Source organism: Marinifilum sp. JC120 (assembly GCA_004923195.1).
Lineage (GTDB): Bacteria > Desulfobacterota > Desulfovibrionia > Desulfovibrionales > Desulfovibrionaceae > Maridesulfovibrio.
This window is the reverse complement of record RDSB01000014.1, coordinates 40,382-62,535: the sequence shown is the minus strand read 5'-3', so window position 1 is coordinate 62,535 and position 22,154 is coordinate 40,382. Positions and strand designations below refer to the sequence as shown.

17 protein-coding genes are annotated in these 22,154 nt (G+C 48.7%); 13 read left to right on the top strand and 4 right to left on the bottom strand.

The genetic code is table 11. The features are described from left to right. Positions 1-91 precede the first annotated feature (91 nt). The 10 genes from D0S45_14115 (at position 92) to D0S45_14070 (ending at position 10,845) form a co-directional block, all read left to right on the top strand. Positions 92-2,569: a glycogen/starch/alpha-glucan phosphorylase gene (locus D0S45_14115; protein ID TIH13747.1), complete on the top strand. Its 2,478-nt coding sequence runs from the start codon at positions 92-94 to the stop codon at positions 2,567-2,569. A gap of 168 nt (positions 2,570-2,737) precedes the next feature. After that, positions 2,738-3,481 carry an AMIN domain-containing protein gene (locus D0S45_14110; GenBank protein ID TIH13746.1) on the top strand — a complete coding sequence of 248 codons (744 nt, stop codon included), beginning with the start codon at positions 2,738-2,740 and terminating at the stop codon, positions 3,479-3,481. Between the two features lie 277 nt (positions 3,482-3,758). Further along, positions 3,759-4,520, top strand: a complete 762-nt coding sequence (locus tag D0S45_14105) for a phosphate ABC transporter ATP-binding protein (GenBank protein TIH13745.1) — start codon at positions 3,759-3,761, stop codon at positions 4,518-4,520. Between the two features lie 18 nt (positions 4,521-4,538). Further along, positions 4,539-5,204 carry a phosphate signaling complex protein PhoU gene (gene phoU, locus D0S45_14100; protein ID TIH13744.1) on the top strand — a complete coding sequence of 222 codons (666 nt, stop codon included), beginning with the start codon at positions 4,539-4,541 and terminating at the stop codon, positions 5,202-5,204. Between the two features lie 341 nt (positions 5,205-5,545). Then, entirely contained in the window at positions 5,546-7,300 is a 1,755-nt protein-coding gene (locus D0S45_14095) for a 30S ribosomal protein S1 (protein TIH13743.1), read from the top strand. Then, positions 7,287-8,168 (top strand): signal peptide peptidase SppA, encoded by an 882-nt coding sequence (sppA, locus tag D0S45_14090; GenBank protein ID TIH13742.1) that lies wholly within the window; start codon positions 7,287-7,289, stop codon positions 8,166-8,168. Before D0S45_14095 ends, sppA begins: the two co-directional genes overlap by 14 nt. Positions 8,169-8,183: 15 nt before the next feature. Continuing rightward, positions 8,184-8,948 (top strand): MBL fold metallo-hydrolase, encoded by a 765-nt coding sequence (locus D0S45_14085; protein TIH13741.1) that lies wholly within the window; start codon positions 8,184-8,186, stop codon positions 8,946-8,948. A gap of 38 nt (positions 8,949-8,986) precedes the next feature. Beyond that, positions 8,987-10,315 (top strand): tetratricopeptide repeat protein, encoded by a 1,329-nt coding sequence (locus D0S45_14080; protein TIH13740.1) that lies wholly within the window; start codon positions 8,987-8,989, stop codon positions 10,313-10,315. 39 nt (positions 10,316-10,354) lie between these two features. Further along, positions 10,355-10,603 carry a hypothetical protein gene (locus D0S45_14075; protein ID TIH13739.1) on the top strand — a complete coding sequence of 83 codons (249 nt, stop codon included), beginning with the start codon at positions 10,355-10,357 and terminating at the stop codon, positions 10,601-10,603. Then, on the top strand, positions 10,600-10,845 hold the full coding sequence (locus D0S45_14070; GenBank protein ID TIH13738.1) for a hypothetical protein: 246 nt from the start codon (positions 10,600-10,602) through the stop codon (positions 10,843-10,845). The genes D0S45_14075 and D0S45_14070 overlap by 4 nt, the downstream gene beginning before the upstream one ends. A 70-nt stretch (positions 10,846-10,915) precedes the next feature. Here the strand turns inward: D0S45_14070 and D0S45_14065 are convergent, their stop codons facing one another. Beyond that, entirely contained in the window at positions 10,916-14,512 is a 3,597-nt protein-coding gene (locus D0S45_14065) for a hypothetical protein (GenBank protein ID TIH13737.1), read from the bottom strand. A 251-nt stretch (positions 14,513-14,763) separates the two neighbouring features. On the opposite strand from D0S45_14065, the gene D0S45_14060 reads away from it, so the two are divergent. The 3 genes from D0S45_14060 to D0S45_14050 all read left to right on the top strand — a co-directional run bounded on the left by D0S45_14060 (position 14,764) and on the right by D0S45_14050 (position 19,643). After that, positions 14,764-17,085 carry a PAS domain S-box protein gene (locus D0S45_14060; protein TIH13736.1) on the top strand — a complete coding sequence of 774 codons (2,322 nt, stop codon included), beginning with the start codon at positions 14,764-14,766 and terminating at the stop codon, positions 17,083-17,085. Between the two features lie 113 nt (positions 17,086-17,198). Beyond that, entirely contained in the window at positions 17,199-18,047 is an 849-nt protein-coding gene (gene htpX, locus D0S45_14055; GenBank protein ID TIH13735.1) for a zinc metalloprotease HtpX, read from the top strand. Between the two features lie 246 nt (positions 18,048-18,293). Then, the gene (locus D0S45_14050) at positions 18,294-19,643 is read left to right on the top strand and encodes a PDZ domain-containing protein (protein ID TIH13734.1); all 1,350 of its coding nucleotides are present in this window, start codon (positions 18,294-18,296) and stop codon (positions 19,641-19,643) included. A gap of 57 nt (positions 19,644-19,700) precedes the next feature. Here the strand turns inward: D0S45_14050 and thpR are convergent, their stop codons facing one another. The 3 genes from thpR to D0S45_14035 are packed head-to-tail and all read right to left on the bottom strand — an operon-like array spanning position 19,701 to position 22,006. Beyond that, positions 19,701-20,255, bottom strand: coding sequence for an RNA 2',3'-cyclic phosphodiesterase (thpR, locus tag D0S45_14045; GenBank protein TIH13733.1), 555 nt, complete (start codon positions 20,253-20,255; stop codon positions 19,701-19,703). A gap of 23 nt (positions 20,256-20,278) precedes the next feature. Next, positions 20,279-21,520, bottom strand: coding sequence for a hypothetical protein (locus tag D0S45_14040; GenBank protein TIH13732.1), 1,242 nt, complete (start codon positions 21,518-21,520; stop codon positions 20,279-20,281). Positions 21,521-21,526: 6 nt separating this feature from the next. Further along, positions 21,527-22,006 (bottom strand): CinA family protein, encoded by a 480-nt coding sequence (locus tag D0S45_14035; protein ID TIH13731.1) that lies wholly within the window; start codon positions 22,004-22,006, stop codon positions 21,527-21,529. Between the last annotated feature and the right edge of the window lie 148 nt (positions 22,007-22,154).

Genomic DNA, 22,154 nt, shown 5'->3' with positions numbered 1-22,154 from the left:
AACTTTTAGTGTTGAGGCGGTGTATTGGTTGTATTTTGAAGGAGATGTGTTTTAAATAAATAATATCGAATAGATAGAGGGGTGTTTTCTTATGCCTAAGAAAGATATTGCAGAATTCCTTGAAGAAATCGGTGGAATGGACGTTGAGTCTCTTGTGAATTGCGTCTGCCGTCATCATCTTTCCAATTTGGGGCGTGATTATGGGCGTACGGATATTTTTTCCCTTTATCAGGCACTTGCCTACACCTTGCGAGACCGCCTTGTAGGCAATTGGATTAAGACCCAGCGTTCATATTACAGCCAGCGGGCTAAAAGTGTTTATTATCTTTCTCTTGAATTTCTCACTGGGAAATCGTTGGCCAGCAATACCTTGAGTCTTGGGGCTGAAAAGGAGGTTGCTGAGGTTCTGGACAAATTTGGAGTGACACTTGATGAGGCCGAAAGCGCGGAAGCGGATGCCGGGCTGGGGAACGGTGGTCTGGGCAGGCTGGCTTCATGTTTTCTTGACTCCATGGCCAGTCTGGGGATTCCCGGTTATGGTTATGGAATCAGGTATGAATACGGAATTTTTAAGCAGGCCATTGAAAACGGAGAGCAGGTTGAAGCCCCGGACGATTGGCTGCACAGCGGAAATCCGTGGGAATTCTGCCGCAAGGGATTTATGTTCACTGTTCGTCTTTACGGACGTGAAGAGCAGTACACTCATGAGGACGGTTCCATACGTCACCGCTGGGCGGACAGTGCAAAAGTAATGGCCGTGCCCGTGGATATGCTTATTCCCGGTTACAAAAACGGTAATGTCATCAATATGCGTCTTTGGGAGGCCCAGCCCGCAAGGCGGTTCAACTTCGACTTGTTCAACAGTGGTGACTATATCCGTTCCATGGAAGATGCCGTCCGTTCCCAGACCATTTCCAAAGTTCTTTATCCCAATGACAGGCTTAGTGAAGGGCGTGAACTGCGCCTTGTGCAGCAGTACTTTTTTGTTTCAGCCACCATTCAGGATATGATGCGCCGTTTCCTGAAATTGAAACTTGATTTTTCTGAATTACCCAACCGCGCTGTGGTCCAGCTTAATGAGACACATCCGGCCATCGCTATCCCGGAGTTAATGCGTATCCTCATCGACGAACATATGCTCAACTGGGACGTGGCCTGGCGTATCTGCCGCCGGACATTTGCCTATACGAACCATACGGTCATGCCCGAAGCCCTTGAAACATGGCCGCTGGATATGATGCGCAAGGTGTTACCCCGCCATGTTTCCATTATTTTTGAGATTAATCGTCGTTTCATGGAAGATGTGAAGGAGCGATTCCCCGGCGACGAAGATAGATTTAAACGTATGTCCATCATCGAGGATGGCGAATTTCCACAGGTACGCATGGCTTGGTTGGCTGTGGTGGGCAGTTTTATTGTGAACGGGGTTTCCGCACTGCATGGCGACTTGATCAAGAAAAGTATTTTTCGGGATTTTGTGGAAATGTTTCCGGGCCGCTTTACCTCGGTTACCAACGGGATTACCCCGCGCAGATGGCTGCGCCAGTGCAATCAGCCTTTATCTGAGCTCATTACTGAAAATATCGGTGAGGATTGGGTTACCGACCTTTCCCGGCTCAAAGAATTGGAGTCGCTGGCTGAGAACCCGGAGTTTCAGGATCGCTGGTACGAGTGCAAACTAAAGGAAAAAAAACGGCTGGTGGAGTATGCGCGCAATGAATATGGACTCTATCTGCCTGCGGACTGGATGTACGATGTGCATGTTAAACGCATTCATGAGTACAAGCGGCAATTGCTCAACGTGCTGCATGCGGTCACCCTCTACTGCCGTTTGAAAAAGGACCCAAGCAGTGTGGCTGTGCCAAGGCTGAAGATCTTCGCTGGCAAGGCTGCTCCCGGATATTTTATTGCCAAGCGTATTATCAGGTTGATCAACTCCGTGGGCGCGGTGGTTAATTCAGATCCCGCTGTGAATCACAAGCTGCGCATAGCCTTCATGCCGAATTACCGGGTCTCACAGGCGGAGCGGATCATTCCGGCCACCGACCTTTCAGAACAGATTTCCCTTGCCGGGACCGAAGCTTCGGGGACCGGGAATATGAAGTTCGCCCTCAATGGAGCGTTGACCATAGGTACCCTTGACGGGGCCAATATCGAGATCATGGAAGAGGTAGGCCGTGAGCACATGTTTATCTTCGGTATGGATGCTGATGAAGTGCAAGTGCGCAGACACAACGGCTACAACCCATCGGAAATTGCCTCCGCGGATCAGGAATTGTCCGAAGCTTTGCATTACATTGGCGACGGAACCTTCTCTGAGGGAGACCGGGATATGTTCAGACCGATTTTGAATGCCTTGTTTGACGGTGGCGACCAGTACATGGTTCTTGCTGATTACCGCGATTATGTGGATGCGCAGGACCGGGTTGATGCATTGTGGCAGGATCGTAGAGGCTGGTTGCGCAGTTCGATACTCAACACTGCCGGGTCCGGTTATTTTTCCAGTGATCGGGCCATAATGGATTACGCCCGCAACATCTGGGGCGTGAGGCCTATGAAGATGGAATAGTAATTTTGTTAATTTTTCAAATTTAACGCAACCGCCTGTTTTCTGATTGAAACGGGCGGTTGTTTTGTGTCAGCCCATACATTTTGCGGGATGAAGGACTCTTTGCCTTAACGGGGAAATTCTCTTATATTATCGCTCCTGAAATGACTACAAAATGGATCAACGATAATGAAAATTAAATTTCGTCCTTTTACTATCCTGTTGCTCATAATCCTGCTGGTGGTGGGTGCTAATGCAATCCTCTTCCATATGGGGATCTTTGATTCCTTTCTGGCCGGGAAAGAGAAGGAGGCTGTCAGCCGGAATGGGGAAGGTCCGGTTGTGCGCCGCGAGATCAGTAAGCTGGTGCTCCCGCTTGAATCCGCAAAATCAGAAGTTCCTGACTCTGCTGAAGGATTGAACGAGGCGGATATCAGTGCAGCCAATCAGTCCGATGCTCAGGGGGCTGTTCCGGTTGTGAAGGATGAAGAGTCGCACGAAGCAGAACAGGTTTCTGCTGCTGAAGAACCTGAAATAAAATCTAAGCTGGCCCCAGCAAAACCCGCAGTTCAAAAAACAGCAGCAAAGCCCGGCAATACCGCTGCTTCTAAAGGCGTGCTGAATAATGTGTCCGTTTCCTGCGAAGCCGGGAAGGCTTCCGTGGACGTAGCGCTTTCTTCCTCTGCGGGGAAAATCAGCTGGTTCAACCTTGCAAAACCACGCAGGTTGGTGGTTGATTTTCACGGAAAATGGCAGAACAAGGCTAAGTCATTATACCGCGTAAAAGATTGTCCGGTGCAGAAGATTGTGCTCGGCGAACACCCTGATAAAATTCGTCTGGTTTTTTATCTTGCTGAAAAGGGCATACCCGCAAAGATTAAGCCGACCGTTCGAAAGTATGCCAAGGGAGTGGTTCTCGGTCTTGATTTTTGATTTTAGACTAAAATTTTGTGTTGAAGGCCCTGCGACATTTTGTGTCGCAGGGCCTTTTTAATTGAAGCTGATTTTAAATGTATGTTTTCAGTGGGTTATGTTTTTAGGGCCCGCGTAACGTAAATGTAACAACCGGGTCATTGCTCTGTAACCCGTGCCGGATAGTTAATTTAGGTCAGCTGATAGGGCTGGCTGCTATTTGGTTGCATCAAGTAATCTCAGGGATCGGTCGAGTCTGATCCTATTTTATTTTTATATAAATTATGGAGACAATGTAATGGGGCAAGCTGTTAAAATTACTTCAAGAAATCTTGATTTTTATTATGGCGACTTCAAGGCTCTTGAAGATATTTGCATGGATTTTGAGGAAAACAGGGTCACCGCGCTTATCGGACCTTCCGGTTGTGGGAAAAGTACTTTTTTGCGCTGCCTAAACAGAATGAATGACCTTATTCCCGGAACCCGTGTTGACGGTGACCTCGCTCTTGACGAGGAAGATATTTATGCGCAGGGGCTTGATGTCGTTACTCTGAGAAGGCGTATCGGTATGGTTTTTCAAAAGCCCAACCCCTTTCCCAAATCCATATTTGAGAATGTTGCTTATGGTTTGCGCGTAAACGGCATTACAGACAAGGAATTTGTCGCCCGCAAAGTTGAGGAGAGTCTCAAAGGTGGTGCTCTCTGGGATGAGGTGAAGGATCGGCTGCATTCTTCCGCACTAGGGCTTTCCGGCGGTCAGCAACAAAGACTCTGCATTGCCCGCGCCCTTGCTGTTGAACCTGAAGTTTTGCTCATGGATGAACCGGCTTCCGCGCTTGACCCCATTGCCACCCAGAAAATTGAAGACCTTATTCACGAACTTAAAAAGAATTTCACCATCATTATTGTGACTCATTCCATGCAGCAGGCTGCACGTGTGTCCGATCAGACCGCTTTTTTCTACATGGGCCGCCTTATTGAAACCGGTAAGACCGAAACCATGTTTACCAAGCCCAAGAATAAGCAGACCGAAGATTATATCACCGGACGTTTCGGTTAAACCATACAGGAGTCTTTCATGGAGCAGCGTGCTCATTTTATAAGAAAAATGGACGACCTGAAGGTTCAGGTCCTGAGAATGTCCAGTATGGCTGAAACAGCCATGCACAATTCAGTGAAAGCTTTGGCTGGATGCAATGCCGAGCTTGCCGAAGAAGTCATTATGAACGACATCAAGATAAACGAACTTGAATGTGAACTTGATGAACATAACTTAAGTCTCTTGGCCCTTGATCAGCCCATGGCAAAGGACCTGCGCTTTATCGTTGGTTCTATGCGTATTACCAGCAACCTTGAGCGTGTTGGCGATCAGGCGGTCAACCTTGCCCACCGGGCAGTTTTTTTGAGTACCCGGCCACCGCTGCCGTTTAACCAGCAGCTGGACCAAATGGGAACCATTGCCGCTGGTATGATCAGCAAAGCGGTTAAGGCTTTTGCTGACGAGGATCATGAGCTTGCGGCAGAAGTTTGCTGCATGGATAACCATGCAGATGCCCTCAGTGTAAGGATTCTTAAGGGGCTTATTGAGAATATGGTTTCCGAAACCAGAATCGTGGAACGTGGGGTGCACTTGATTATGGCTGCCAACCATCTTGAGCGTATCGCCGATCAGGCTACTAATATTGCTGAATCAGTTATCTTTATCACTCAGGGAGTGAATATTAAACATCAATGCATGGGATGATAAAGACATACTTTGTGAGTATGTAGAGCCGGATCAGTTCCGGCTCTTTTTTTTGCCTTAAGCTACGAGTGCAAACGATTTCAGGTTGCGGGGGCGTGTTGAATTAGGTTTACATAAGATTTTTTTTAGGATAGAAGCAGTTCTCTTAATCTCAAGATGGGTTTAGTGCCCAGTTGAGTTTTCCCCTAACGGGCATTAGGGATGAAGTGTGGCCTTTCAGGCCAACGGACAATCTGGGCATCGGCTGCCTCGGAACGCGTGAGCAGATTGATTCCAATGCACTTGTCCCATAATATATATGCCGAAATTTTGTCCGAGGACACCGTTGTTGGAGGTAACCCATGGAAAACAATGAAAACATGAACGCCGAAATGGAAATGGATATGGACTTCGAGGCTGCCCTTGAAGACTATCTTAATGCCGATTTCGGAAATCTGGACGAAGGCAGCATCGTTGCCGGTGAAGTAGTTAAAGTAGACAAGGACTTCGTTCTTATCGACGTTAACTTCAAGTCTGAAGGCCAGATTGCAGTATCTGAATTTCTGGATGCTGACGGTGAAGTAACTGTTGCAGTTGGTGACAAAGTAGACGTTTTTGTTGCAAACAAAAACGAAAACGAAGGCACTATTCACCTTTCCCGCGACAAAGCCAAGCGCATGCAGCTCTTCGACAAGCTCGAAGAAGTGCAGGAAAGCGAAGGCGTTGTTGAAGGCAGAATCATCCGCCGCATCAAAGGTGGTTACACCGTTGATCTCGGTGGCGTGGAAGCATTCCTGCCCGGTTCTCACGTTGATCTTCGTCCCGTTCCTGATATGGACGCTCTCGTTGATCAGACTTACGAATTCAAGATTCTTAAAATTAACCGTCGCCGCAGCAACGTTATCGTTTCCCGCCGCGTTCTTCTCGAAGAACAGCGCAACGAAATGCGTTCCCAGCTGCTCGAAACTCTTGAAGAAGAGCAGACTGTTAAAGGTAAGGTCAAGAACATCACCGAATACGGTGTATTCATCGACCTCGGCGGTCTCGACGGTCTTCTGCATATCACAGACATGTCCTGGAAGCGCATCAAGCATCCTAAGGAAATGGTCGCACTCGGTGATGAGCTCGAACTGAAAGTTCTGAACTTCGACAAAGAAGGCCAGAAAGTTTCCCTCGGACTCAAGCAGCTCGTTCCCGATCCGTGGGAAGACATCTCCGGCAAATACCCTGAAGGTGCCAAGTACACCGGTAAGGTTACCAACCTCGCCGATTACGGTGCATTCGTTGAGCTGGAAGCTGGTGTTGAAGGTCTGGTTCACATTTCTGAAATGTCCTGGACCCGCAAACTCCGTCACCCCTCCCAGATGGTTCGCGTTGGCGATGAAGTCGACGTAGTTGTTCTGGGTGTTGATCCCGACAAGAAGCGCATCTCCCTCGGTATGAAACAGGTTAAGCCTAACCCTTGGGATGTTGTTGCTGAGAAATTCCCCGAAGGTACTATCCTTGAAGGCCAGATCAAGAACATCACCGAATTCGGTGTGTTCATCGGCATCGAAGACGGCATTGACGGCCTGATTCACGTTTCCGATATCTCCTGGACCCGCAAGGTTCGCCATCCTTCAGAAGTATACAGCGTGGGCGATTCCGTTCAGGCTAAAGTACTTACTGTTGATAAAGAAAACGAGAAATTCACTCTCGGTGTTAAACAGCTTTCCGAAGACCCCTGGTCTCAGGTACCCAATAAGTACCCCGTTGGCTGCACCCTTGATGGTCTCGTTACCAACATCACCGACTTCGGCCTCTTCGTAGAAGTTGAAGAAGGTATTGAAGGTCTGGTTCACGTTTCTGAAATCTCTCACAAGAAGATCAAGAATCCTTCTGAGATGTTTAAAGAAGGCGTTACTATCCAGGCTAAAGTCATCCACGTATCTGCTGATGAGCGTCGCCTCGGCCTCTCCATCAAGCAGCTCAAGGAAGACACTGAAAAACGTCAGCCTAAAGAATTCCGTTCCGGTCCTGCCGACAACGGTAACACTCTGGGCGAACTGCTGAAGCAGAAACTTGCTGATGCAAGCGAAGCTAAAGCAGCTGCAGAGACTGAGGATGAAGAATCCTAAGAAAGGTTTCTCTGTAAGACATCCGATTCTATTCGGTTTCAGTCTGCTTATTATGGCTGTGGCTCTCCTATGGGGAGCCGCAGCCTTTTTTCATGGAAAAGTGGACTTTTTAAGTGCCGGAAAGATCGGGGTGGTCAATGTACAGGGAACCATCATAAATTCATTACCCACGGTAAAATTTCTGCGCGATCTGCGCCGGGATGATTCTGTGAAAGGCGTTCTTCTGCGGGTAAATTCTCCGGGGGGAACCATTGCCCCCTCACAGGAGCTTTATCACGCGGTGAAACGGTTTGCCGAGGTTAAGCCCATTGTGGCTTCATTTGGTACTGTTGCGGCTTCCGGCGGCTATTACGCTGCGGCCCCGGCCACTAAGATCATGGCCAGTTCCGGTTCCATTACCGGTTCTATCGGGGTTAAGGCCGAGTATGCAAATTTCCATCAACTCATGGAGAAGGTCGGAGTCAAGCCGGTCATCATAACCAGCGGTAAGATGAAAGCCGCAGGTTCTCCTTTTTCCGAACTCACTCCTGAACAGCGTGAATATCTGACCGCACTGATTATGGATATGCATAACCAGTTTGTTGACGATGTTGCTTCCGCACGTAAGCTTAACCGGGAGCAGGTCGAAAAGATTGCTGACGGACGGGCCATCACCGGACGTGAAGCCATGGAGCTGGGATTAGTGGACCGTATCGGCGGATTCGAGGATTCTGTGACCGTACTCAAAGCTCTGTGTAATCTTGAGGGTGATGTGAAAGTCATTGAAGGTCCGGAGGAAGATAAACCTCTGATTAAGGAAATTCTCGGCTATCTGGGGCTGGCTCCCACTGGCTCTGCCACGGGCGACGGGCTGATTTTTTCATATTGATCCCAGTGAGATCATGTGGCTGTTATTATGAAATGTTCTTTTATCGGCGTCGGCTCTGCATTTGACGCTGAGCGTACCAATACATCCATTCTAGTAGAGGGCGGGGGAAGCCGTATTCTTTTGGATTGTGGCTTCAACGCCGCCCATGGCTGCATGCGTATGATCCCGGACCCGTCTACCATTGATGCGGTTTGGATTTCTCATTTTCACGGGGATCACTTTTTCGGACTGCCATTTCTCTTGGGTTCTTTTTTTACCGCAGGCCGTACCAAGGTATTTCATGTCTGCGGACCACAGGGAGTGGAGGATAAGGTTAGTCAGGCTATAGATTTGGCTTATCCATCCATGCGGGCAAAACTCGGTTTCAATGTTGTCTTTCATGAATTCCGGCCGGGTGATGCAGAGACCGTGGCCGGATTCAGTTTGCATACCTGCTCTATTGAACATTCCGGTTCTGCCCTGGCTTTGCGGCTTGAATCAGATGAAAGGGCTGTCTTTTACAGCGGAGACGGCCAGCTGACGGATGATTGTCAGATCCTCGCCTGTAAGGCTGATCTGGGTATTCTTGAATCCTATGGGCTGGCTGAGAATGTCAAAGGTCACTCCAGTGTTGTTGGATGTATTGATTTTGCACTATCCGCAGGATTGGCGAAAGTTGCTCTTGTGCATCTGGAACCTTTTGTGAGAACCTGCCGTAGTGTGCAGGTTCTGGAGCTGTTGGATCAGGTAGATGATTATGAAATTTTCCTGCCCGAGGAAGGGCAAACTGTCGAGCTCTAAAGGGGGCGGCAGTCTTATTGCAATACAGCGAGGCTTAAGTGGCTACTAAATATGATCAGATAGTACGTGAGTTTTATGAGGAACAGTCCGGATATACTGTTCTTTTAAGTGACGAACCTTCGTTTTACAAGCTGCTGCGTGGAACTTTGCATAAGATTCTGGCTATCCGTCGCGATTGCCTTGCTTATTTTCAGGAACAGGCTCCGTGTCTGTCCGAGATCAAGGATAAGGTCGGGGCCAAACAGCCTGTACTTGTTTTTGTGGAAAGGCTGCTCAGGGGCAAGCCTACTGCCGAATTTGTTCTGAATATCCGTAAATTGTTCCCTGAAATTAAAGTAGTGGTCCTCACTGATGAAATCAGTCAGGAGGAACTTATTTTTTTGCATGAGCTTGGAGTGAATAATATCATTACCAAGCCTGTTTCCGTGGACAGTTTGGTCCAGAAGTTGGCCTTTACCATCAGGCCGCAGGGCCAACTGGCCCAGCTCGTTGAAGCTGGCAAGAAATTTTTGCGCAAAGGCGATTTGGATAAAGTTCTGCTGGTCAGTGCCAAAATTCTTGAGATCAAACCTGATAGTCCGGCAGCCCTGATGTTACAAGGCGACGCTCAGTCCTGCATGGGCCAGCGTGATGAGGCCTTGAAATCATATTTAAAAGCTCATGAACAGTCCAAGGTGTTCATGGAGCCGATCAAAAAGCTGGCTGAGTTCTACAAAGGTAATGATAATGACCAATACCTGCATTATCTGAAAAAGCTTGATTCAATCAGTCCTTTGAACACTGACAGGAAGTGCGAGATTGGGCGGGTTTATCTGGAGCGTGAAGAGCTTGATGATGCGGAAGTTTATTTTGATCAGGCTGTCCGTTGCGCAGTAAAGGAAGCGCATAATTATCTTTCACAGGTTATGAGCGGCATTGCGGAGTCCCTTTTTGATGTGGCCCCGGAAAAGGCGGAGAAGTATTATTCAAAACTGCTGTCGGTTAAATCTTCAAGTCTGAGTGCTGATGATTTGGAAACCTACAACCGTCTGGGCATAGCTCTGCGCAAACAGGGTAAGTGGATGCAGGCGGTGGAGAACTATCAGGCCGCGCTCAGGGTTGCGCCCAATGAGCCGGGCCTCTTTTATAATATCGGTCTGGCCTACAGTGATGGTAAAGAGTACGCCAAGTGTGCCAAATTTTTTAAACGGGCGGTCCGTTCGGATGGTATGATTCACAAATCCGCTGCGTCTGTGGCCCGTAATATTAGTGGTATTTTCATCAAGGTAGGCATGAACGATGAAGCCCGTGTTGTTCTTGAGGAAGCCCTTACTGAATTTCCTGATGATGCCAAGCTTAAGGGGCTGCTCAAAAAGAGCGGAGCGTAGCAGAACCAATAGATTTTGACAAAATTTCAGGTTTTATAAATGTATTTTTTAATAACACTCGTTTTCAGTTTTTTAATATTCATGATTTTGTACGCCCGCTATCTGAATGTGAGCGGCAGTATCGGCCAGCGCAAGTTGCAGCTGGAGAACTTGCGCGATAATGTTGAGTTCAGGATCAACAAGCTTAACAAGGGCTCAGCTGAGATCAATCGTGAGATTGCAGAGGCCTCAGCTCGTCTTGATCATCTGAGGAGAAACTTAAACGATGCCGGGAGCAGCAAAAAATGATTCCCATGCTCGTTTTTTCCGCGGTTGTCCTTGTTGCGGCTTTGTTTATCAATAGGATGATAAGTGTCTGGCATAACCAGTCAGTCAAATCCCTCAAGCGGGAAGAGATCGCTTTGCGCGGACGGCTTGATAAGGTCGGCAAGGAGCAGAAAAAGGACTTGGTGAAGCTGCGTAGGTTGCGCAATCAGGTTCTCACCTATGAGCGTATGGTTGATGATAAGGATTTGAAAAATGGCGAGTAAAAATTTTCGGCGCTATAAATTAAACCGCCCTTTCTGCATTTTGCGGAAAGGGCGGTTTTTGTTTTGATGTTTAGGCGACATCGATATCGCTGACTTCAAGATTCGGATTAGCGTCAAAGGTGGCGATAAGTGTCTGCCCTCCCGCTTCGGAACCGTTTGCATCGTAGTATAGCCCTTTGCTCTCAGTATCAAAGACAAAGCATGCGTCTGTATAGGAGCAGCCTCCGCTTTCCAAACCGCTGGTTGCTTCATCGTAAGTTGCGGAGGCTGTCGAAATATTGAAGAGATGACTGCCTGCCGCGGAGTCAAAATCTGATCCTTTGAAGTACAGTTTATCGTTATTTGCGGCAGTGGGGTCCGTAGTTTGAAATTTGTTGATAGTGTCTCCGCCTTCGGCAAGGGATGTGTACACCAATGTTGTGGCTTTCCCGTCATTAACCCCAAGATTTATGGTATCTGATCCTCCGCCGCCTTGAATAGTGGAAGATTCAGAGGTGAGCGCAGTAATGTTGTCATTACCTGCTGAGCCGATTACATTTTCTATGTCAGTGAGCATTATTTTGTTTACGTTGCTGGACCCTGATTTAACATAAGCATGGTTGGCAGTGAGGTCGGCAATAACATAATATCCGCTTTCAAGATTGTCGAACTGGAGCCAGTCCGAACCATCGCCACCGTTAACACTCTCGGCGTCAGAGTAATCAGCATCGTCGACATATTCAGCGTTGAGTCCCGGAGCGAAGTAGTTGTCGTTGTCATCTCCTTCAAGGTCGTCCTGGTGCCCTGAACCGATGATGCCTTCGATGTTTTTCAGAGTATCACTTGTATTAGTAGTCGCTGCAGAGCAGCCATTTAGTATTATGCTGATTCCTGCGCTTGAGTCAGAATATGAAGCATAATCAATTCCGGACCCGTTGCCGCCATCTATTGTGTCGGCACCGTCGCCTCCCCTGAAGGTCTCGCTCGTATTGCTGCCGTTGAAAATGTCGTCGCCGCTAGTTCCGATGAAGGATTCTACGCTGTTAAATACATCCTCTCCGTCAGAGTGGGTAACTGTGGTGTCTCCTGTCTGGACCGTTACAGTTACGGGTGTTCCGGAGTTGGCAAAGGATATAGTATCTATTCCTGCGCCTCCGATGAAATAGTTGTTGCCTCCATCACCTATGAAACTGTCATTCCCTTTGCCACCCACAAAGGTGTTCCCGTTGGTATCTCCCATGAATGTGTCGTTTCCGTCAGAGCCGATGTAGGTGCTGAAGCCCGTAAGGCCGTCCGTAAATGTGGTGTCGCCGATATGGTGGGAGGTGGTATCGCTTACAACAATGTTTACCCATTGGTGGTCGGCATAGGATACTGTATCAGAGCCGGAAGAGCCACCTTCGGAACCGCCATGGAGTATGTTGTTACCTGCTCCGCCCATAATTGTATCATCGCCGGCACCACCGGAGATTTCGTCATGACCATCTCCGCCGGAGAGATGGTCGTCACCGCCGTTGCCGTACATGGTGTCAGCTCCGTCATTACCATCAAAGGTGTCAGCGTATGCGCTTCCATTGAATGTGTCGTCATGGTTAGAACCTTCAATATTTTCTATTTCGCTGAAGGTATCGGAAATATAAGTATCCGCGCTGGAGGCTGATCCGGCACCACTGCCGCTCATATTAAATGTGACAGAGGTTTCTGAGTCCTTGTAGGTCAGGCTGTCAATGCCTGTTCCACCTTCAATTACATTGGTGCCTTTCCCGGCATTAATGAAATCGTTGCCTGCACCACCGTAAAGATGGTCGTCGCCATCGCCGCCGTCGAGTCGGTCATTGCCTGAACCGCCGTAAAGATGGTCGTTCCCGGTGAGTCCTTCCAGAGTGTCGTCTCCGGCTTCACCCATCAGGGTATTGTCTACGGAGTTGCTGCCCGTGATTTTGTCGTTGCCGGAAGATCCTTTGGCGTTTTCGACATTTTTCAATCCGATATCGTTTTTGTGCAGGTCGTCACTGTCCAGCACCCCGGCACTGCCGCTGATCGGGTCGAGGTTGATTTCGACGTGATATTCACTGGACAGGGTTTCAAATTGAATCCAGTCCGAACCGCCCATGCCGTCAACCTGTTCGTATGATGATATGGAGTCGTCAGTGTGATTGGAGTTCATTCCCGTTTCAAAAATATTGGCTTCATCATCCCCGGTGAAAATATCCTGCCCGCTGCCGCCGATGACTCCTTCAATATTGATCAGTACGTGTTGCCCGGAATCAGTGTTGAGGTACGCAGTATCATTACTGTTGAGGGTGAGTGTAAGAGCTTCTTCGAAGCCTGCAAAGGATGCAACGTCAAGGCCCTCACCGCCGTCAAGGGTATTGTCACCTGTACCACCGCTCAGAGTATCTGCGCCTTCTCCTCCGTAGAGCTTGTCATTGCCGTCTCCACCGAAAAGTTGATCATTCCCGCCTTCACCGTAGAGGGTGTCGTTTCCGCCGTATCCTTTCAGGGTGTCAGCGGAACTGCTTCCGGTGAGGGTATCGGCGTCGTCGGTGCCCTCTAGGAGGCCGCTTCCGGTTTTTACGTGCGGATTGGAGCTTGAACCGCCGGAATCATCGGATTCGTCGTCATCGTCTTCTTTTTCATCTGTATCATCATTTTCTTCAGCATCAGGTTCTACTACAGGTTTTGGCTTTTCGTTGTCCTCTTGCTCACCGCCTTCAGGATCGTCCGGGCCTTCTTGCTGACCTTCTTCCTGTTGCTGCCCCTGCTGTTCCTTTTCGCCTTCTACTTCCGGTTTTTCATCGGGTTTAGGGGGCATACCCATTTTATCGGGTTCAAATCTTTGTTGTCCGACAAGAGCATCATCTCCGGGATCAATAACACCTTTTCCCGGGTGCAGTGCGCCGCCATTGGCACCAGGATCTTCGCCGGGGGTTCCCCCTCCCGGATCAACATCGCCGGGAAGTTCTTCCTTGGGATCTCCCTGCTGTTCTCCTTGCGGTTCATCCTGTTGCTCTTCTTGCTGACCCTCTTGCCCTTGTTCTTCCTGCTGCTCTTCTTCCTCTTCGCGTTGTTGTTCGCGAAGCTCCTGTTCCTGCCTGATGTTTTCGGGGGCAATTTTACGGAATTGATCACGTTCCTGCGGGGCGAGACTACGGACCGGACTGAGCAGGCCTGATCTGCCGACATCGACCATCTGCCCGGAAAGGAGTTGGCGCATTTCTCCTGTTGCTTTACTTTGCAGGAGCATGGCCTTACCGGCGTGGATTTCTTCAACACCGTGCTTCTCACCATCATCGGTTACTTCACTGAGGATAATGGTGCCGCGGATACCGATGGTTGCCAGCGGAGAGCCGAGCTTGAAGCGATCCGGGTTCTGTTCGGCTATTTTGCCTGTTACTGTACGGAAAGTACCCTCGGCAATGTCAGCCAGAAAACTGGATTCACCACCGTCCGGGTCGTAAACATAGTCATCAAGAGCAATGCGTGAATTGGAGCCTTGTGAAATGAGAGTGTCGTCAACAAAGCGCACCTCTACATTACTGCCGTCTCCGGTGACCAGTTCTTCGCCCTGATAAATGGGACTTCCTGGTTCAAGGGCACGCATTCCTGACGCGGATTCAGCGTAAGCATCACCGGATATCCCGGTGACTACTCCTATTTCATGTGAGGTGTTTTGCTCAACAGGCATTGCAGTTCGTTAACCTATGTTTATGTATTATTTAGGAAAAGTATGATTTTTTAAAATTAATGAGAAAAGAATATATATTATTAAAATAAAAATAGAGAGCGGGCAAGTGATATTGGGAAAATATACCAGATGTAAAAGCCGCAAAACTAAAACTCTCTTCTTGAATTTAGAAGTTGTATCATCCCCGTCATATAGTGTATGCTTAACTTTGCAGAACTAATATCAATTCCTTGTTCAATCTGGAGAAATGCATGGGTGTTTTTGAAAAAAGCAAAGGGGCGAGACGCAGAAGTCCCGTCTGGTTGAGGGTAGCCATTCCAACGGTTGCTTCATTGTTGCTTTTCGTAATTGCCCTTTTTACTGTCCATATGCCTGCGGTCCGGGATGCTCTGCTTGTTCAGCGCAAAGAGTCTCTGAAGCATATGACTCAGGTTGCCATCGGGGTGCTGGACCATCTGCGCGATCAGGAAATAAAAGGAATCATATCTTCTGAGGAGGCCCGCAGAAGAGGGGCCGAAATAATCGGGATGATGCGTTTTGGACCCGAGAGTAAAGATTATTTTTGGATTAACGACTTTGACGCCAAAATGGTCATGCATCCGTATATGCCTGAACTTGATGGTCGTGATATGTCCAAATTTGCGGATTTCAAGGGTAAATTGCTGATAGTTGAGATAGTTAATGCCACAAAAAAGGATGGAGCCAGTTACATAGACTACCATTGGCAGTGGCAGGATCAGTCGGGCAAAGTTGTACCCAAAATTTCATATGTGCAGAGATTTTATCCTTGGAAATGGATAGTAGGGACCGGGCTGTATCTTACCGATATTGAGTCCGAGGCTGCCGCTCGTAATCGGGAATTGATTATGATGACCGTTGCGATTCTCGGTCTGATTTCCTTGCTTTCTTTTTATACAATTATTCAGAGCCGAAGGGCCGGGAAAGAGATTCAGGAAAGTGAAGCCCTGTTCAAAGGAATATTTAATCACAGTCAGCAATTTATGGGTGTGCTTAGCCCTGAAGGTGTTTTGCTGCTTGCCAACAAAGAGTCTCTGGATTTTGTGGAGGCTGATAATAGTGATATGATCGGGCATTATTTATGGGAAACCCCGTGGTGGGATGATTCACTTGATGCTCAGCGGCAACTTAAAGAGTTGATTCAGATAGCTTCTTTTGGCGGAGTGGGTAAAGGCATTTTCAGGCATGGAGGACAGGACGGCAATTATATTTATGTGGATTTTTCCGCCAAACCGGTGGTTGATGAGAGTGGCAAGGTTCTTTTTCTTATTGCCGAAGGTCACAATGTCACAGAACTGAAAGATGCACAGGAGCAGATTGCCTTAAGTGAAGCCATGTTCCGGGGTGTGTTCAGTCAGTCGCTCCAATTCATGGGGGTAGTTGACCTGGACGGTAATCTCAAAGAAGTGAACAAAGCTGCTCTTGATATCAGGAATGTAGTTTCTGAAGATGTGTTGGATCGTCCGTTCTGGGAAGGTCCGTGGTGGCAGGATCCGCCATCTCTTGCCGAGACTTTGAAAGAAGATATTGTAAATGCCGCAAACGGTCACATTATTCGCAGGGAAGTACGAAGCAATGTTCCGGATGTGGGATTACGGTATGTGGATTTTTCATTAAAACCGGCATTCGGTGCTGACGGGAAGATTCTTTTCCTGCTTGCTGAGGGGCGTGATGTTTCTGAATTGCGTTCGGTGCAAGAGCAATTGAGTGTACTGAATCGCGATCTTGAGCAGAAGGTTGAGGAGCGAACCGCAGAGCTGCGCAGTTCTGTGCAGAGGTTGGAAAATGCTCAGAACCAACTTATCCAGTCAGAGAAAATGGCTGCACTTGGTGATCTTGTGGCCGGGGTTGCCCATGAAATCAACACCCCGGTGGGTATCAGCGTGACTAGCATCAGCTTCATGGAAGAAAAGTTGAATGAGATTTCAAAGAAAATGGAATCCGGGCAGTTGCGTAAGTCGGATTTTGATAAATTTATATCCATTGCCCGTGAAGCCACCAAGTCCAGTATGCTCAACCTGCATCGGGCGGCCGAACTTATCGGTAACTTCAAACAGGTGGCAGCTGATCAGGCTTCCGGACAGAAGAGAACCATCAATTTTCATGAATACATTGATGAAATACTGCTCAGTCTGCGTTCCAAGTATAAGAGGACCCAACACAAGATCAATGTTAATTGTGACGAAGATCTGGTTCTGAATACCTACCCCGGTGCGTATATGCAGATATTTTCCAACCTCATTATCAACTCTCTTATCCATGGGTTTGAAGGGATCGAGGCCGGGAATATTGATATCGGGGTCGAAGTGGCGGATGAAGAGATTATCATCCGTTATACTGATGACGGAACAGGTATGAGCGAAGCAAATGCACACAAAATTTTTGAGCCCTTCTTCACCACTAAACGTGGAGCAGGTGGAACCGGGCTGGGCATGAGTATTGTTTACAATCTGGTTCATACTCGTCTGGGCGGTACGATTAGCTGCTCCAGTGTTGAGGGACAAGGCACCGCCTTCACTATTGTTTTGCCCAAGGATATTCTTGTGGAAGGCTGAAATTATTGATTTCCAAGCTCTTGACTGAGCGATTTTAAATCATATCTTTTGAATACCGCATCGGTTTCGGTGCGGTATTTTTCTATCAAGTAAAAAAAACAGGAGCTTTTAATATGACTAGTCAGATCAAGACCTTTTTCCTGCTCTCCGCGCTTACGGCTATCATTCTTTTTCTCGGAGGAATGATGGGGGGACGGACCGGGCTTGTCATTGCCTTTGGACTCGCCATGTTCATGAACGTGGGAAGCTACTGGTATTCCGATAAAATTGTTCTTAAAATGTATAAAGCGCGTCAGCTTTCAGCCAATGATGCCCCGCAGGTGCATGCCATGGTGCAGGAACTGGCTGCCAATGCCGGAATTCCCACTCCGCGTCTTTACGTGGTTGATCAGGATTCCCCCAATGCCTTCGCTACCGGACGTAATCCCGAAAATGCCGTTGTCGCAGTTACCAGCGGGATCATGCGTATTCTGACTCCTGAAGAGTTGCGCGGAGTTATCGCTCACGAGATTGGTCATATTGCCAATAGGGATATTCTTATCCAGTCCGTTGCAGCGGTTCTTGCCGGGGCGATCATGATGATTGCCAACATGATGCAGTGGGCTGCAATCTTCGGGTTCGGCGGAGATGATGAGGAAGGCGGAACCAACCCGCTGGCTGCGATTCTTGTGGCTATTCTCGCGCCTATTGCCGCTTCTCTGATCCAGATGGCTATCTCCCGTTCAAGGGAATACCTTGCGGATTCCACTGGAGCTGAAATTTCCCGCGATCCTAAGGCATTGGCTTCCGCTCTCTACAAGCTGGATGCTACCGCACGCAACATCCCCATGGATGCCAACCCCGCAACTGAGAATATGTTTATCGTTAATCCCTTCAGCGGCGGAAAGATGGCTAACTGGTTCAGCACACACCCCTCTACCGAGGAACGTATTTCCAGATTGATGTCCATGACTGGAAGATAATAATTTTATTGCCTCCGGCGGTTGGGGAAGGGAAACTTTTGGGAAAAGTTTCCCTTCCCCAGACCTCAACCCTTCAAAACTTTTTGGTATGCTTCGCAAGCAGCACGTAACAATGTTTTTTTATAAAAGATTGGCGAAGCCTAATAAAAGATTTTGGGATTCTTAAACCCTTTTGCAAAAGGGTTTAAGCCGCCGGAGGCGAAGTAGTTTTAACAAAAGCGCGAAGCGCATCAAAATGGATTCTTTATGGTTCGTGCCTTCAAAATACTTCTTGTGGGATTGCTGGCAGCAGTAATTGCCCAGCCAGCTTTTGCCGCAAAAGATAATTCCCTGCGGGTGACACCTGTGGTTCGGGCGGTGCAGAAAACTGCCCCGGCTGTTGTGAATATCAACGTGACCCGCATTGTGGAACGAGGGGTTTCTCCTTTCGGACAGATGTTCGGGGGGCAGGGTTTTGATATGTTCTTTGACGGCTTCGAGACCCGCAAACGTAAATACCGTTCGCAAGCTACCGGTTCCGGGGTGATCATCAATGGACGCAAGGGGCTGGTGCTGACCAATGCTCATGTTTTGGCAGGCGGCAGTGATATTAAAGTCAGGACCATCAGCGGTGAAGAATACAGTGCCGAGATTGTCGGCTCTGACGCAGATTTTGACCTTGCTGTGCTTAAAATTAAGGGTGCGGGCAATCTACCGCAGGTTGCCATGGGCGATTCCTCGGATATTTATATCGGTGAGACCGTCATCGCTATCGGTAACCCTTTCGGTTACACCCACACGGTGACTACCGGGGTGGTTTCCGCGCTGAAGCGTACTGTTAAATCAAAAGAGGGCGCGTACACTGATTTCATCCAGACTGATGCAGCCATTAACCCCGGCAACAGCGGTGGGCCGCTGCTTAATATTATGGGTGACTTGATCGGTATTAATACCGCCATTCAGGCCCGTGCCGAGGGCATTGGTTTTGCCATCCCCATTAACCGGGCTAAGCGGGTGGTTAAGGAACTGCTTGCTTCGGGCAAGGTTTCTCCGGTCTGGCTGGGACTCAGCGGTCAGGATCTTGATCAGGGGGCGGCCAGCTATTTTGGCCTGTCCCGTGTTTATGGGATGCTGGTTACCGATGTACATAAGGATACTCCGGCTGCTTATGCGGGGTTGAGACCCGGTGATGTGGTTCTCAAGATTAACGGCATTGAGGTAGAGGATAAGTCCGGTTATCTCGCCTTGCTTCGGGTGCAGACCCGCAGTGAGGATGTTGATCTTGAAGTGTTGCACGAAGGCAAGATTCGTAATGTTGTGGTCCGTCCGCAATCTCTTGAATCGCGGCAGGTCCGGGCGCAGGCATGGTCCCGCTGGGGCATGGTTATGGATAAGGATTCCCGTGGACGCGGTATGCTGGTCAGCAAGGTGCGCAAAAACAGTGCTTCCGCGAAGCTCGGTCTTCAGCCCGGTGATAAGATTCACCAGATCGGCAACCACCGTGTGGATTCCCAAAAGGATTTCCTCGATTCCTTCCTGCGCTACCGTATGAACAATAAGGTCATGCTCAAAGTTCAGCGCGGGCGTAATTTTTATTATGTGAAGTTGAATAGTTAGGAATAGTTTTTGATGAAGGAAAATGGCGGGGCAATCCAAGTGGATTGCCCCGCTTTTTTATTTGTATTCTTGGAGAATAGAATAAATTGGTCCGTCAGATGTGAGTACGCTTTTGTAGAGGGTGAAGCCGTTGATTTCGGCGTCAGGAAGATCAATCCCATTGATCTCTTCCGCCAGTGCAGCCCAGTCGTCCTGAGCTATCTTTTTGACTCTGCCCAGAGTGAGGTGGGCGTGGCAGGATTTGTTGTTTGGCTCAAAACCCAGCTTTGCCAAACCTGATTCGATTGCTGCGGCGGTGGAGCAGATTTCTTTTGCTCCCTGATCCAGTCCGATCCAGATTACATGCGGTTTCTCGGGGGCCGGGAAGAATCCCGCTTCAGCGGCTGTCATTTTAAAGTTTACAACCGGGATTTTTTTCAGTAGTCCCTGCACCTCGGCAAGTTTGTCTTCCTCGACATAGCCCAGAAATTTGAGGGTGAAGTGCATGTTTTCCGGTTTTACCCATGCAATCTTTGATTCCAGCCCCTCGCGCAGGCTGCCGTATGCTTCATCAATTCTTTCCTTCCATTCCTCCGGCAAGGGGTGTGCGATAAATGTGCGTATCTTTTTCATGTTATCCCAACCTGTTAAGGTGTTTATGAACCGGGTGTGGAAAAAGTGAAGAAGAATTTCAACATTCCGAACAATATATCATCATTATTACTGTTGGCATTGGAGTTGTTTACGTAGGTCAGGTCCGGGACAATGGAAAAGTTGTCGGTGAGCTTGACCTGATAGTAAGTCTCGTAATGGAACTCCATATCCTTGTTCGCGGTATGCTTGTTGCCCTGCACCCCACCAGCAGCAACACCCCAGACATCTTCATCGCGTCCGGGAATGGGACCCTGCCAGTGAGTACCTGCTGACCATGTCCAGGTGATGTTATTCACCGCTCCGTTACCCTTGCCCAGTCTGGCAAAAATTCCGAAGTCTTCAGTGATATCCTGATCCATGTTAAAGGCGATACCCCAGTTTGTTGATTCTTCACTGCCGTCAATGCGCGGCTGGTCATAAGTATTGGTCCAGCCGAAGATGCGGTAATTACCTTTCAGTTTACCAAAACTGGGCGAATATGTCAGCTGTCCGCCGATGAGTGGACTGTCGGCCATATCTTCAAAGTCACCTTTCCGTTGATCGCCCGGACGTCCTGCATAAGTGGATGCCTGAGCCAGCATGGTGAACTTGAACTGCTCTTCGGGGTTGAAACCCACAGCGACAATGGGCAGGTTGGTATCAATTGCGTCAAATATTGGTTCGTTGTTGAACATGGAGTTCACGAACTGGATGCGACCGTTACCGGCAAAGCGGTTTTCATCCATAAATGATTCCGGGTCGGTCCAGCCGAGGGATACAAACATTTTTTTATCAGCAAAGTGCTGGGTGTAAAGCACGTCTGAAATGGACGCTTCACCGCCGGGGCTGGTGCGCGAAGCCTGCGAGTTCAGGGGCGATAGTACCAGACCTCGACTGGAAGGGTTACTGTGTTTGTCTGAAACGCCGCCCTGAACCTGAAAGAGGAATTTCCCGTCTTCGATTGGCTCCCAATGCAGCCTGACCCGAGCTTTGAAGGCTCCGTATTCGTGGCCGTTCTGCGTTTCCCCGTCAATCTTCGTGCTTCCGTATGCCTGCATGTATCCGAGTACATCACCTTCAATGGTCAGTGGTCCGGTAGTATTTTGCACTTCATCCCATGCTTGACGGAATTCATCCAAAAGTACGGATTGATGCTTTCCCGGCTGTCCGTGCAGGTTGAGAGTGGAGCGTAAGGAATCCCGGCATAAGCCGGATGTTGCGCAGCAAAGGACAAGAATAATGATCAGGAGGAGCGTTTTTTTCATTTTCGGTTAACTCTTTTTCAGAAGCTGGTGCAGTTCTTCAAGTACGGTTTGCAGGCTCTGCTGTTTTACACTCATACGATCGCCGCTGAAGATGAACTTTTCAGCATAGGTTTTGCCGTTCACGTGCCAGCCCATCCAGACTGTGCCGACTGGTTTGTCCGGGGTGCCGCCTGTTGGCCCGGCAATGCCGGAAAGGGATAGGCCCACATTCACGTTCAGAGTCTTGCAGACTCCTTCAGCCATGGCCCGGACAACAGGTTCACTCACTGCTCCGTGTTCCATGATGGCGGCTTCGGGTACATGCAGCTGGGCCATTTTTACTTCATTGGAGTAAGCTACTATGGCCCCTGAGAACCATGCAGAACTGCCGGAGAAGTCAGTCAGGGTAGCGGCCACAAGGCCCCCGGTGCAGGATTCTGCTGTGGACATAGTCCAGCCTTTTTCAACCAGAATTTTTCCGATAGATGGTACAATGCTTTCAATCATGCGGGTACGTTATACCGATTCAGGCAATATTTAAAGAGGCAGATGGTACATATTGTTTACTGTGAAGTGAAATGGTAGACTTTGTTTTTTATGCCTAACCGAAACGGAATGAGTCTATGGCCCTGAAAAATATTGCAAGTTTTGTCTG

Bases quoted from the DNA above. Each gene is read 5' to 3' on its own strand.
- D0S45_14115 (TIH13747.1), top strand. From the start codon at position 92: ATGCCTAAGAAAGATATTGCAGAATTCCTTGAAGAAATCGGTGGAATG.
- D0S45_14110 (TIH13746.1), top strand. From the start codon at position 2,738: ATGAAAATTAAATTTCGTCCTTTTACTATCCTGTTGCTCATAATCCTG.
- D0S45_14105 (TIH13745.1), top strand. From the start codon at position 3,759: ATGGGGCAAGCTGTTAAAATTACTTCAAGAAATCTTGATTTTTATTAT.
- phoU (TIH13744.1), top strand. From the start codon at position 4,539: ATGGAGCAGCGTGCTCATTTTATAAGAAAAATGGACGACCTGAAGGTT.
- D0S45_14095 (TIH13743.1), top strand. From the start codon at position 5,546: ATGGAAAACAATGAAAACATGAACGCCGAAATGGAAATGGATATGGAC.
- sppA (TIH13742.1), top strand. From the start codon at position 7,287: ATGAAGAATCCTAAGAAAGGTTTCTCTGTAAGACATCCGATTCTATTC.
- D0S45_14075 (TIH13739.1), top strand. From the start codon at position 10,355: ATGTATTTTTTAATAACACTCGTTTTCAGTTTTTTAATATTCATGATT.
- D0S45_14070 (TIH13738.1), top strand. From the start codon at position 10,600: ATGATTCCCATGCTCGTTTTTTCCGCGGTTGTCCTTGTTGCGGCTTTG.
- D0S45_14065 (TIH13737.1), bottom strand. From the start codon at position 14,512: ATGCCTGTTGAGCAAAACACCTCACATGAAATAGGAGTAGTCACCGGG.
- D0S45_14060 (TIH13736.1), top strand. From the start codon at position 14,764: ATGGGTGTTTTTGAAAAAAGCAAAGGGGCGAGACGCAGAAGTCCCGTC.
- htpX (TIH13735.1), top strand. From the start codon at position 17,199: ATGACTAGTCAGATCAAGACCTTTTTCCTGCTCTCCGCGCTTACGGCT.
- D0S45_14050 (TIH13734.1), top strand. From the start codon at position 18,294: ATGGTTCGTGCCTTCAAAATACTTCTTGTGGGATTGCTGGCAGCAGTA.
- thpR (TIH13733.1), bottom strand. From the start codon at position 20,255: ATGAAAAAGATACGCACATTTATCGCACACCCCTTGCCGGAGGAATGG.
- D0S45_14040 (TIH13732.1), bottom strand. From the start codon at position 21,520: ATGAAAAAAACGCTCCTCCTGATCATTATTCTTGTCCTTTGCTGCGCA.
- D0S45_14035 (TIH13731.1), bottom strand. From the start codon at position 22,006: ATGATTGAAAGCATTGTACCATCTATCGGAAAAATTCTGGTTGAAAAA.